This is a genomic window from Streptomyces sp. NPDC057438, assembly GCF_042802995.1.
GTDB lineage: Bacteria > Actinomycetota > Actinomycetes > Streptomycetales > Streptomycetaceae > Streptomyces.
Map to the genome: position 1 here is coordinate 1 of NZ_JBHVDD010000010.1, position 13036 is coordinate 13036.

Here is a 13036-nt window from a genome sequence, read left to right on the forward strand (position 1 = left end):
GCGACAGCTCCGTCCGCGCGCACGTTCCCGCCGTCCGCCGTACCCGTACGGGAATCGCGCTGCCCCGAAACAGCTCAGCTGAAAGGCCACGGGCCGTGCGCAACAACGTCGACACCCTCGCCAACCCTCTGACCGCCGTCCGCAACCTGGGCATCCTCGCCCATGTCGACGCCGGCAAGACCACCGTCACCGAGCGGTTCCTCTACGCCACCGGCACCACGCACAAGCGCGGGGAGGTCCACGACGGCACCACCGTCACCGACTTCGATCCGCAGGAACGCGATCGCGGGATCACCATCTTCGCGGCAGCCGTGAGCTGCGCCTGGGACGGGCACCGGATCAACCTCATCGACACCCCCGGCCACGTCGACTTCGCCGACGAGGTGGAGCGTTCGCTCAGGGTGCTCGACGGCGCGATCGCCGTGTTCGACGCGGTCGCCGGCGTCGAGCCGCAGAGCGAGTCGGTGTGGCGGCAGGCCGACCGGCACGGCGTACCGCGCATCGCCTTCGTCAACAAGCTGGACCGCGCGGGCGCCGACCTCGACACGGCCGTCGAGTCCATCCGGCGGCGGCTCCATCCGGCGCCGCTGGTGGCGCAGTTGCCGATCGGCAGGGAGGACGGGTTCACCGGCGTCGTGGACCTGCTCCGGATGCGGGCGCTGGTCTGGGCGGACGACGGCGCCGCGGCCGAGGAGAGCCCGGTGCCGCAGGCCCTGCGGGACGAGGCGGAACTGCGCCGGCGGCGGCTGGAGGAGGCGGTGGCGGAACTGCATCCGACGGCGCTGGAGGAGTTCTGCGCGCGGGGCACCCTCTCCGCGCGGACGCTGGCCGCCGCGCTGCGCGACCTGACCCGCACGGGGGAGGGCGTGGTCGTGCTGTGCGGCTCCGCCTACCGCAACCGGGGCATCGAACCGCTGCTCGACGCGGTCGTGGCGTACCTGCCCTCGCCGCTGGACGTACCTCCCGTACGCGGCACGCACGACGGCACGGAGCGGGAGCGCGCCGCCGACGCGACCGAACCGCTCGCGGCACTGGCGTTCAAGGTGAGCGCCACGGCCACGGGACGGCTGACCTACCTGCGGCTGTACTCGGGAACGATCCGGAAGGGGGACACCGTGCTGGACGCGGGCACGCGGCGCACCGAGCGGATCGGGCGCATCCTGCGGGTGCGGGCCGACCGGCACGCCGAGCTGGAGCAGGCGACGGCCGGGGACATCGTCGCGGTCGTCGGGCTGAAGTCGGCCCGCGCGGGGACCACCCTGTGCGCGCCGGCGGCGCCGCTGCTCCTCGAACCCCCGTCCGTCGCCGACCCGGTGGTGTCGGTGGCCGTCGAGGCACGGCGGAGCACCGACACCGACCGGCTCGCGACGGCCCTCGCACGGCTGGCCGAGGAGGACCCCTCGCTGGTCGTCCGCACCGACCCCGAGACCGGCCAGACCCTGCTGTCCGGGATGGGCGAACTGCATCTGGAGGTGGCGGTGGAGAAGGTCCGCCGGAGCCAGGGGCTGGACATCACCGTCGGCCGGCCTCGGGTGGCCTGTCGTGAGACGGTCGTGCGCGGGGTGTCCGGTCTGGTCTTCCGGCACGTCAAACAGGACGGCGGGGCGGGGCAGTTCGCCCATGTCGTCCTCGACGTGGCGTCCCTGGAGGCGGAGGGCGACCGTGCCGCGACGGGCTTCGTGTTCCGCTCGACCGTCGTCGGCGGCCGGGTGCCGCAGGAGTACGTCCGCGCGGTCGAGGCCGGCTGCCGGGACGCCCTCGCCGAGGGGCCGCTCGGCGGTCACCCGGTGACCGGGCTGAGCGTCACCCTGACCGACGGGGCGACCCACTCCAAGGACTCCTCGGAGATGGCGTTCCGTACGGCCGGGCGGTTCGCGCTGCGGGAGGCCATGCGGGTGGGGGTGATGGGGCTGCTGGAGCCGGTCGCCGATGTCACCGTGACCGTGCCCGCGGAAGCCGTGGGTGGCGTGCTCGGGGATCTCGCCGCGCGGCGGGGGCGGGTGTCGGACTCCGTGGCCCGGGGCGGGTCGGTGGTCGTGACGGCGACCGTGCCGTTGGCAGAGCTGTTCGGGTATGCGACGCGGTTGCGCAGCCGTACGCAGGGGCGGGGGACGTTCACGGCTCGGCCGGCGGGGTACGTCCGGGCGCCGGGGGCGGTGGGTTAGGAGGTGGCGGGGGCGGGGAGTCTCCTCGCCCCCGCCACCCTTGCCCGTCCCATCCGCGGCTCCGCCCCGGACCCCGCTCCTCGGACGCCGGAGGGACTCAACGGGGTCAGGCCCAGGGACTCACCGCAGTGAAGGAGCTGTCGGCGCGGAAGGTGTCCGTGGCCTGGTAGGTGTCCAGGTGCAGTTCGTAGTTGTAGTGGCGGATGTAGCGGCCGGGGTAGTTGTACGACTCCAGCCGGACCGAGCCGGCGGTCGTCCCCGGGCGGGCGCAGTAGGTGGCGTCCTTGTCGAAGACGGCCGTGCCGTCGTCCGCGTCGGAGCGGATCCGGTAGTCCCAGTGGCGCAGATAGCGGCCGGTGGAGGTGCGGAAGGAGTAGCAGTTGGCGTCCGCGAGACCGGGCACGACCGTGAAGGTGGCGCTCTGCCTGACCGCCGTGGTGCTGGAGGACGTCACCGGATCGACGTAGCCGAGGTTGTCGGAGCGCGCCACGGCGTAGCGGCCGGTGTAGTTGACGGACTGCAGGGACCGGGTGGTGCCGGCCGGCAGCGTGACTCCGCCGGAGACGGTCTCCTTGAGCACGGTCAGGTGGCGTACGAAGCCGGTGAGGCCGGGCAGTTCGACCGGGGCCGACCAGGTGGCGAAGGTGTCGTAGCTGTCGCTGTACCAGTACTTCCCGGCGCCGTAGGCGTCGTAGTAGATGCGCCAGCCCCCGTTGTCGAGCTGCACGAGCGCCGGGCCTTCCATCCCGGAGCCGAAGCCGGCCCAGTTCCCCGTCCTCCGGATGGTGTACGGGCCGGTGAGGCTGGAGGCGGTGGCGTACTCGATGTACTTGGTCGTCTCGTTCTTGGTGAACGCGTGGTAGGTGGAGCCGATCTTGACGACGAAGGTGTCGATGTAGTTCGGGCCGATGCCGGACAGCACGGCCGGGGAGGACCACGCGGTGAGCGCGGAGTTCGTCGCCGTCAGTTTGTACGGCTTGAAGATGTACTCGCCGTCGGCCGCGACGGACGCCGACAGAATGATGTTGACGCTGCCGTTGGTGTCGACGAACCACTCGGGCGCCCAGGCGCGCTGCAGACCGCTGATCGGGACCGTGTAGTCGTACAGGAAGGTCCAGTTGAGGCGGTCGGTGGAGCGGGCGAAGCCGATGGTGGTGGAGAGCGCCGACCAGGTGCGAGTGGTGTAGGTCAGGTAGTAGTAGCCGTCCGTGTGCTTGAAGATGCTGGGGTCGCGGATCAGGCCGGAGGGCGGGGTGTACGCGGGCCCCTTGCGGAGGGTGAAGCCGGTCGCGTCCGGCGAGTCGTAGACGTACATGTTCGACTCGCTGCTGTTCGTGAACGCGGTCATCGTGTAGCGCGTCGCCTGCCCGGCGGCCGGGTGGGCGGCTGCGGCCGGGGAGGCGACGGCGGTGGTGAGGCCCAGCAGGGCGGCCACCGAGGTGAGGAGGGCGATGACCGCCCTGCGGGTTGTGTTCAACGCTCGTCCCGTCTGTGCGCGAACTGCCCTGAGGCGTGGGATGTTGTTCGAAATGTCGGCTCTTGTGCGGAAGTTCGATCAGAAGATAAGAGGGGGGCATGTTCGCGTCAATGCATTGCGCAGGGTTTGTGCGAGGCGAGGTTCCGTTTGTCCTCCGCGCGAACCGGCGGCGTTGCCTCCGGTCGGGTGTTTCCCCAGGTCATGTCCGGTTTCCCGGGCGGCTCACAGGAGGGCAACAGGAAACCCGTCGACCCCTCCCGGCAAGGGGGGCAACTCTGATGTCGACAGCACACGGCAAGACCCACGACCAAGGGGGAACGATGCGCAAGCTCAAGACGATGCGGACCGCGGCAGCACTGGTACTGGCGGCCGGCGCGGTGGTGACCGCCACCGCGACCCAGGCGCAGGCCGTCACCCGCCACGGCTGCCCGGACGGGTACGTCTGTATCTACCCGGAGAACGCGGGCTGGAACAACGACGTGCCGTCGCACAAGTACTACAACTACGGCTACCACAACCTCAGCAACATGGTCGGGATCCACCGCATCATCAACAACCAGACCGGCGGCGCCACCCTGCAGACCTGCACCGGGTACAACGGCACGGGCTGTGAGGGCTACCTCCCCGGCGGAGGCTGGTCGATCGACAAGAACATGACGCCGATCAACTCGATCCGCCTCAACCCGTAACCCTCGGGCGCCACGAGGCGCCGAGGCGCGGCGACACGACGTCCGGAACCGCATCTGCCCGCGGTTCCGGACGTCGTGTTTTCGCCACTCCGGGTGAAAGATTTGGCTGCACTCACCAACCCGACAGTAACCTGGGCATCCGCCGTCACACGGCCGCACTGCCTTGGGGGAACGCCTTGGGGGACCCGCAGCTCGGAGCTGACCCAGATCACCGCGACGACCGGGACGGGACCGCGCCGACCACGCCTTCTCTCCCCCTTCAGCAGTCCTTCCCCGCCCAGTTGCGCCGGTTGCGGCACGAACGCGGACTGTCGCTCACCGACCTGGCCCGCCGGACCCACTACAGCAAGGGCTACCTCAGCAAGATCGAGACAGGTACGAAACGCGCCACGGTCGACGTCGCCCGCCTCTGCGACCAGGTCCTCGGCGCGGAGGGCGCGTTGCTGCGCCTGGTGCAGCAGGCCCCGCCCCGGGACGGTGAACGCGAACCCGAGGCCGGGCAGCGGCAGTCGGGCGGGGTGTGCCCCTACCGCGGACTGGCGGCGTTCACCCCGCAGGACGCGGAATGGTTCTTCGGCCGGGAACGCGCGACGGCCGCACTGGTGGAACGGATCTTCGAACAGATCGGCCGTGGACCGCTGATGCTGGTGGCCCCCTCGGGCGCCGGCAAGTCGTCCCTGCTCAACGCCGGTCTCGTTCCCGCACTGCGGCGCGGCGACCTCCCGATGTCCGGCGCCGACCGCTGGCCGGTGGTACTGCTCACCCCCACCTCACGGCCGCTGGACGAGCTGCTGGAACGCACCGCCAAAGCGCTCGGCGGAGACCTCGGCGTCACCCCGGAGGAGGTGCGCGAGGACCCCGCCGCCCTGCTCGACGCCGTACGCGCGGCGGCACACGAACCACCGACGGTCCCGGGAGGCCGCAGGCCCCCGCCCCCTCGCCCCGTCCTGATCGTCGACCAGTTCGAGGAACTGTTCACCCTCTGCTCCGAGGACGAGGAACGCCGTGCCTTCGTCCGGGCGCTCCACGCCCTGGCGACCGCCGGGCCGGCGCCGGACGGCCACGCCGCGGCCGTCGTGGTGCTCGGGGTCCGCGCCGACTTCACCGGCAGCTGTCTGGGCCTGCCCGAGCTGGCCCCCGTCTTCACCGGCGGACTGTTCGTGCTGTCCCCGATGACCGTGGCGGAACTGCGCGAGTCCATCACCCGCCCGGCGGAACTCGCGGGCCTCACCCTCGAACCCGGCCTGGTCCCGCTGCTGTTGCGGGACGCGGGCCTCCGCGACGATCCCGACACCGGCCCCGGGGTGTCCGTGGCCGGCTCCGACGAGACACCCTCCGGCGCGCTCCCGCTGGTCTCCCACGCGCTGCTCGCCACCTGGCAGCGGCGCCGGCACGCCGCGCTGACCGTCGACGGGTACGAACGGGCGGGCGGCATCCAGGGGGCGGTCGCCCGCACCGCCGAGAACGTGTTCGCCCGGCTGTATCCCGCCGAGCAGAAGACCATCCGCCGCATCCTGTCCCGGCTGGTGCTCGTCATGGACGGGGCCGGGGCTACCCGCCGCCGGATGAGCCGGGACGCCCTGATGGCGCGGCTCGGCGACGCGGACGGGGCCGCCGCCGCGCTCGACGCGTTCGTCCGGGCCCGTCTCATCACCATGGACAGCGACACCGTCGAGATCACCCACGAGGCGCTGCTCCACGCCTGGCCCCGGCTGCGCGGCTGGATCCACGCCGACCGGGCGGGCCTCCTCCTCCACCAGCAGCTCTCCCACGCGGCCGGTGAATGGGAACGCGAGCGGCGCGACCCCTCCGCCCTCTACCGGGGCACCCGCCTCGACACCGTGCGGGCGTGGGCCGACGAGTCGGACGGCTGGAGCCGGCTCGCACCCGACGAGGAGGCGTTCCTGAGGGCCAGTCAGGCCGAGGAGGACGGGCGCCGCCGACAGGCCAGACGACAGGTCCGGCTGCGGCAGTCCATGCTCGCCACGCTCGCCGTGCTGCTGGGCCTCGCCGTCACCGCCGGAGGGCTCGCCTACCAGCAGCGCGAGGGCGCCCTCGACCAGGAACGCGTCGCCCGCTCCCAGGCCCTCGCCGCGCGCTCCGCTTCCCTCGCCGGGGGCCGGCCGGAGGCGTCGATGCTCCTCGCGGAGGAGGCCTACCGCACCGCGCCCACCGCCGAGGCCCGCGGCGCGCTGCTCAGCACCCAGTCACAGCCCTTCTCCGCCCGGCTCGACGGACACCGCGGCCCCGTCAACAAGGTCGCCTTCGCGCCCGACGACCGCAGCCTCGCGACGGCCAGCTCCGACGGCACGGTCGTCCTGCGCGAGACCGCGGACGGCCACCGCGTCCTCGCCCGGTTCAAGGTGCCCGGACGCGTGCGCTCCGTCGCCTTCGGCGCCGACGGCCGGACGCTCGCGGTCACGTCCACCGACGGGCCCGTGACCCTGTGGAGCACCACCGGCCATCGCCGGACCGGAGTGCTCTCGAAGGCCACGAAGGGCGCGCGGGCGGTCGCCTTCGACCCGCGCGGAGGAACGCTCGCCGTCGCCGCCGCCGACGGGACCGTCCAGTTGTGGGACACCGGGGCCCGGCCCCGGCGCACCGACACCCTCCCGGGCCACGAGGGCGACGTCAACGCGCTGGCCTACGCCCCCGACGGGCGGACGCTCGCCTCCGCCGGCACCGACCGGGTCGTACGGCTGTGGGACACCGACCGGGCCCGGTTCGCCGACGCCCTGAAGGGGCACGCCGACGAGGTGCTGGGCGTCGCGTTCTCGCCGGACGGCAGGACGGTGGCCTCCGCCGGCGTCGACCGGACGGTACGGCTGTGGGACGTCGGGGACAGGCGGCTGACCGACACGTTCACGGGAAGCAGCGACGACATCAACGACGTCGCCTTCACCCCGGACGGCACGACGGTCGTCGGCGCGGTCGGCGACGGGACGACCCGGCTGTGGGACGTGCGCAGCGGCCGGCAGACCCTGGTCCTCGCCGGACACACCGACTACGTCCTCGGGGTGGCCGTCACCTCCGACGGAGCCCGGCTGGCCACGGCCGGTTTCGACCAGTCCGTCGTCCTGTGGGACCTGAGCGGGGCCGTCCTGACGTCACGTCCGTTCACGGAGGTCTGGCAGACCGCCTACAGCCCCGACGGGAAACTGCTGGCCACCGCCGACGCCGACCACACCGTACGGCTGTGGGACGCGCGGACGCACGCCCTCGTGGCGGCGCTGGAAGGGCACGCCGAGACCGTGTTCTCGGTGGCCTTCTCGCCCGACGGGGGGACTTTGGCATCGGCGGGCTCCGACGGCACGGTCCGGCTGTGGGACGTCGCGGAGCACAAGGAGCTGAAGAAGCTGGCCGGGCACAGGGGACAGGTCTTCTCCGTCTCCTTCTCGCCCGACGGACGGACGCTCGCCTCGGCGGGAGCCGACCACACCGTGCGCCTGTGGGACGTGGCGAAGCGCCGGCAGCTCGGGGTGCTCGGCGGCCACAAGGACTTCGTCAACGATGTCGCCTTCAGCCCCGACGGCCGCACCCTGGCCGGCGCCGGCGACGATCTGACCGTACGGCTGTGGGACGTCGCCTCGCGTCGCGAACTCGCCTCCCTGACCGGCCACTCGGGCGCGGTGCGGGGGGTGGCCTTCAGCCCCGACGGCCGCACCCTCGCCAGCAGCGGCAACGACGGGACCGTACGCCTGTGGGACGTGCGGCACCGGCGCTTCGAGACCGCCCTGGCCGGCCACTCGGGCTCGGTACGCGGTGTGGACTTCAGCCCGGACGGCCGCACCCTCGTCAGCAGCGGCAACGACCGCACGGTACGCCTGTGGGACGTCGACGGACGGCGGCCGTGGGCGACCCTCACCGGTCATACGAACGCGGTGTGGGGCGTCGACTTCGCCCCCGACGGGCGGACCGTGGCCAGCAGCAGCACCGACGGCACCGTACGGCTGTGGGACCTCGACCCCGGCGCCCGGCTGGCGGACATCTGCCGGCTGCGCGTCGGCATCGACCCCGAGGAGCGCGCGACTCTGCTGCCCGGGGTGCCCGTACGGACGGAGTCGTCAGGGTGCGGGGGCCGCTGAGCGACACACACCGACGAGCGAGCCGTTCGGCAAGCTCCCTGCTCGGCGGGGGTTTCCCAGGTGTTTCCCGTTGCCCGTCCCGACGGGGCGACACCTGACCCTCGACGCGCGGGGTGGTGGTCGGCCAGGCTGCTGCCCGACCACCACCGCCAGTTCATCCAGACCAACAGGAAACGGGGGTTCCGGCATGGTGAGCCGGACCAATGTCATCCGCACACTGATCACGCTCATGGCGCTGCTCCTGTGGGCGCCGGTGTCCGCGGCCTCGGCCGCTCCGGCCGCTCCCGCCGCCGGCTGTGGCGTCCTCGCGCCGGGCGCCTCGGCCGCCGCCGAGCGGGCGGTCGCCGTGGCCTGCGCCGAGGTCGCCGCCGGTACCTGGTACTCCTGGGGCGGTGGCCACGGCGCCACACCCGGGGCCACCTACGGGCAGGTCGACCCCAGCGACCCGGCCAGCGAACACGACCCCGAGCGGCGCGGCTTCGACTGCTCCGGCCTCGTCCGGTACGCCTACGCCCAGGCCGCCGGCGGCACGGACATCCTGAACGGCGTCGCCAGCCAGCAGTTCTACACGCACCGTGCCGCCGCCCGCTTCACCGCCGCCCAGGGTCTCGCCCCGCTGCTGCCGGGCGACCTCCTCGCCTACGGCAAGGACTCGACGGACATGCAGCACATCGCCATCTACCTCGGTGCCGGCAAGATGGTCGAAGCCAGGCAGTCCGGCACCAAGCTGATGGTGAGCGACGTCCGCCTGGGCAGCACCTACTTCGGCGCCGTCCGCGTCAACACCGGTACGCCCACCGGCAACATCCACCAGACCTGGGGCACCGGCGTCTGGACCAAGGCCCAGCCCAGCATCGACGCCCGCCGCGTCTACGCCTTCCCGTACTCGACCACCATCCGCGTGTACTGCCAGAAGCACGCGGAGCTGGTGAAGGCGGAGGGCTACGAGAACGATGTCTGGTCCTACCTGCCGGACTACAAGGCGTGGGTCACCAACATCTTCATCAAGGGCCCGGCCTGGCTGGCGGGCGTCCCCGACTGCAAGGACGTGCCCCCCGTCACCTGACGCACTCGCGCCGGTGACCGTCGGGGGGCGGCCACCTGCGCGAGCGCCACCCCGCCCGTACGCCGTGTCGGCGTACGGGCGCTTTCGTGGTCCGGGGCGTCCGGATTCAGTAGCCGTAGATCATCTTGTAGGCGGCCTCGGGGAGGAACTGGCCCGCCGACGAGCCGGCGCCGATGCCGCAGTTGCCGTCGGACTCGCCCGGGACCTTGATCCACAGGAGCATCTCGGCGCCCCCGCCCAGCTGGGTGGCGGGGCCGATGCGGCGGCCCGAGGGGTTGCACCACTGGCCGTTGGAGCCGTTGCCGTTGCGGCTGGTGTCCACGACGAAGGGCTTGGTGTAACCGTAGCGGGCGCTGAGCTGGCTGTTGACCGCGTTGCCGTAGGCGGTGTTCTCGGCGGTGGTGAGGTAGTTGGAGACGTTGAGCGAGAAGCCGTGGGCCTGCCGGACACCGGCCTCGTGGAGGCGCCGGGCCATGGTCGCGGCGTCCGTCCAGGCGGGGTTGCCGGCGTCCATGTAGACCCAGGTGTTGGGGGCCTGGCGGGCGAACTGGGAGACCGCGCCGCTGAGCATGTTCTGACGCTCGGCGATCTGGGCCTGGTTCATGCAGCCGTAGTCCCCGAGGGAGTCCGGTTCCAGGACGACGACGGCCGGGCGGTTGCCTATCCCGCCGGCGAACTGGCTGATCCAGCTCGCGTAGGCCGACGGGGAGGAGGCCCCACCGGCGGAGTGCCCGCCGCAGTAGTCGCGGTGGTAGATGTTGTACGCGACCATGATGGGCAGCTTGTCCCGGCTGTCGGCGGCGCCCGCGTACGAACCCGCCGCGGTGCCGATGGCCCCGCTCCAGGAGCCGAACCAGCGGGCCGTCGGGGTGTTGGCGATGGAGGCGTTGATCGCGGACGCCCGGCCGTCGCCGGGGTTGGCGGCGACCCATCGCTTCGCGCTGGAGTCGGGGTCCACGTAGAACCCGCTGGTCATGGTGGTCGGGTCGGCCGCGTGGGCGGACGGCGCGGCGGCGAGCGCCAGGGGCAGGGCACAGAGCGCTGCCGTCAGGACCCGGAGCATGCGGCGCATGACATCACCTCGAATTCCTGTGAGGGAGGCGTCACGCGCTCTCGTCCCGAGCGTGCGACGCGCTGAGGAAGTGCGGTGGTGGGACGGTCCCCGGATGGTGGGAGCGCTCCCAACCGGAAGCGCTTCCAGTGGCGCTCAGAACCTTCGGGGTGTGGTGGGTATCGTGTGACCGGCTGGGAGAACTGTCAAGGGTCCGAGTGTGAACCTGCCTCTGTACAGGGCGAGTTCGACGCCCTACCGTCCTTGTGGCCGGAAGCGCTCCCAGTTTCGGGCCAGGGGGAGAGGGGCTCGTGGACATGGTGACGGAACCGGCACGCCGGCAGCCCACGCTCGACGCCGTGGCCGAACACGCCGGGGTCTCCCGGTCCGTGGCCTCCCGGGTCCTCAACAACGCGCCGCACGTCAGCCGTTCGAAACGCGAGGCGGTCCAGCGGGCCGTCCGGCAGCTCGGCTACGTCCCCAATCCGAGCGCTCGCGCCCTGGCCACCCGGCAGACGGGAGCGGCCGCCCTGGTCGTCTCCGGCGAGGAACCGTCGATCTTCGCGGATCCGTTCTTCGCCCAGGTCATCGTGGGGGCGTCGGCCGCGCTGGAGGAGGCCGGCCTGCACCTGATGCTGTGTCTGGCCGCCTCCGACCGGGGCCGCGCGCGGGTGGCGGACCTGTTCCGCTGCAGGGGCGCCGACGGCGTGATGATGATGGCGCTGCGGGAGGGCGACCCGCTGGCCCGGGCGGCCGAGGAGACGGACCTGCCCGTGGTGTTCGGCGGACGCCCGGTCGGGCCAACCCCCCGCTGGTACGTGGACGTCGACAACGCCGGCGGGGCCCGCGAGGCGACCGAGCACCTGCTCGCGCGCGGCCGGACCCGGGTGGCCGCGATCTGCGGGCGGCTGGACACCGAGGCGGGCCGTGCCCGGTACCGCGGCTACCGCGACGCCATGCTGGCGGCCGGGCTGGATCCGTTCCCGCCCCGCCAGGGGGACTTCACCGAGTCCGGCGGCGCCGCCGTCATGACCGCGCTGCTGGCCGAACACCCGGACCTGGACGGGGTGTTCGCCGCCAGCGACAACATGGGCGCGGGGGCGCTGCGGGTACTGCGCCGGGCGGGGCGGGCGGTCCCCGGGGACGTCGCCGTGGTCGGTTTCGACGACCTGGCGGTGGCCGGGATCGCCGATCCGCCGCTCACCACCGTGCACCAGCCCATCGCCGCCCTCGGACGGGAGACGGCGCGCATGCTCGTGGCGCTGATCGACGGCCAGGATCCCACCCCGCTGATCCTGCCCACCCACCTGGTCGTGCGCTCCAGCACCTGACACGGCGGGGCCGCGCGACAGCACGGGACGTCCGTCCGGTCGCGCGGCCCCCGTTCGCCCCGAGCCCGGTGCCTTCGCTCCGGGCCGTTCAGCCGGCCTGCGCGCGCACCTCGTCCAGCCGCACCGGCCGGTGCTCGGCCACCGAGAGGGTCGCCGCCTCGGCGATCCAGCTCGCCTCGATGGCGTCGGCGACGGTGCACGGGGAGGTGCGGGTGCCGGCGACGACCTCGGTGAAGGCGGTGAGTTCGGCGCGGTAGGCGGGGGCGAAGCGGTCCATGAAGAAGTTGTGCGGGGGGCCGGCGGGGAAGGTCACCCCCGGCTCGGCGGAGCGCAGCGGGAGCTGGGTGTCGAGGCCGGCGGCGATGCTGTCCTTCATGCCGTGGAGTTCCAGGCGGACGTCGTAACCGCGGGCGTTGTGGCGGGAGTTGGAGATGACGCCGATGGTGCCGTCGTCGAAGGTGAGGAGCGCGGAGGCGGTGTCGACGTCGCCGGCCTCCTCGATGTACGCCGCGCCGCGGTTGCCGCCGGTCGCGTAGACCTCCACGACCTCCCGGCCCGTCACCCAGCGGACGACGTCGAAGTCGTGCACCGCGCAGTCGCGGAAGATGCCGCCCGAGGACGCCACGTAGCCGGCCGGCGGGGGCGCCGGGTCCAGGGTCGTGGAGCGTACGGTGTGCAGCTCGCCGAGTTCGCCGTCGAGGAAGGCCTGCCGCGCGGTCACGCAGCCCGCGTCGAAGCGGCGGTTGAAGCCGATCTGGACCTGCACGTCGCTGTTCTCGACCGCGCGCAGCACGGTGAGGCTCTCCTCGATCGTCTTCGCCACCGGCTTCTCGCAGAACACCGGGATGCCCGCCTCGACCGCGGCCAGGATCAGCCCCGGGTGCGCGTCGGTCGCGGCGGTGACCACGACACCGTCGATGCCGGAGGCGAACACGGCCTCGGGCGAGTCGGCCACGGTCGCGCCGTACTTCTCGGCCGCGGAGGCGGCGGCCGCGGCCAGCGGGTCGGAGACGACCAGCTCCTCCACGACGTCGAGCCCGGCGAGGGTGCCGGCGTGGAAGGCGCCGATGCGGCCCAGCCCCAGGATGCCAATGCGCATGACGAGTGTCCCTTTCGAGAAGTGCAGAAAGTGCAGACGGTGCGGGTGTGTGTGCTGATGTGTGCTGGTACGT

8 protein-coding genes are annotated in these 13036 nt (G+C 72.5%); 5 read left to right on the plus strand and 3 right to left on the minus strand.

The annotated features are described in order from the left end of the window. The first annotated feature begins 95 nt into the window (after positions 1 to 95). Positions 96 to 2165, plus strand: a complete 2070-nt coding sequence (gene fusA, locus ACFU5F_RS08515) for an elongation factor G (protein ID WP_383884142.1) — start codon at positions 96 to 98, stop codon at positions 2163 to 2165. A 106-nt stretch (positions 2166 to 2271) separates the two neighbouring features. Here fusA and ACFU5F_RS08520 read toward each other — a convergent pair whose 3' ends face one another. Next, positions 2272 to 3642, minus strand: coding sequence for a glycoside hydrolase family 43 protein (locus ACFU5F_RS08520; RefSeq protein WP_383883846.1), 1371 nt, complete (start codon positions 3640 to 3642; stop codon positions 2272 to 2274). A gap of 320 nt (positions 3643 to 3962) precedes the next feature. Between ACFU5F_RS08520 and ACFU5F_RS08525 the strand changes: the two genes are divergently transcribed. The 3 genes from ACFU5F_RS08525 (at position 3963) to ACFU5F_RS08535 (ending at position 9482) form a co-directional block, all read left to right on the plus strand. Next, the gene (locus ACFU5F_RS08525; protein ID WP_383884144.1) at positions 3963 to 4331 is read left to right on the plus strand and encodes a hypothetical protein; all 369 of its coding nucleotides are present in this window, start codon (positions 3963 to 3965) and stop codon (positions 4329 to 4331) included. A gap of 176 nt (positions 4332 to 4507) precedes the next feature. Next, on the plus strand, positions 4508 to 8416 hold the full coding sequence (locus ACFU5F_RS08530; protein ID WP_383883849.1) for a helix-turn-helix domain-containing protein: 3909 nt from the start codon (positions 4508 to 4510) through the stop codon (positions 8414 to 8416). 187 nt (positions 8417 to 8603) lie between these two features. Then, positions 8604 to 9482 (plus strand): C40 family peptidase, encoded by an 879-nt coding sequence (locus ACFU5F_RS08535; RefSeq protein ID WP_383883852.1) that lies wholly within the window; start codon positions 8604 to 8606, stop codon positions 9480 to 9482. A 106-nt stretch (positions 9483 to 9588) separates the two neighbouring features. On the opposite strand, the gene ACFU5F_RS08540 is transcribed toward ACFU5F_RS08535, so the two are convergent. Beyond that, the gene (locus ACFU5F_RS08540) at positions 9589 to 10554 is read right to left on the minus strand and encodes a glycoside hydrolase family 6 protein (RefSeq protein WP_383883854.1); all 966 of its coding nucleotides are present in this window, start codon (positions 10552 to 10554) and stop codon (positions 9589 to 9591) included. 296 nt (positions 10555 to 10850) lie between these two features. Here ACFU5F_RS08540 and ACFU5F_RS08545 point away from each other — a divergent pair, with 296 nt between their 5' ends. Further along, positions 10851 to 11864, plus strand: coding sequence for a LacI family DNA-binding transcriptional regulator (locus tag ACFU5F_RS08545; protein WP_383884146.1), 1014 nt, complete (start codon positions 10851 to 10853; stop codon positions 11862 to 11864). Positions 11865 to 11952: 88 nt separating this feature from the next. Here the strand turns inward: ACFU5F_RS08545 and ACFU5F_RS08550 are convergent, their stop codons facing one another. After that, positions 11953 to 12963: a Gfo/Idh/MocA family oxidoreductase gene (locus ACFU5F_RS08550; RefSeq protein WP_383883857.1), complete on the minus strand. Its 1011-nt coding sequence runs from the start codon at positions 12961 to 12963 to the stop codon at positions 11953 to 11955. Positions 12964 to 13036: the final 73 nt, after the last annotated feature.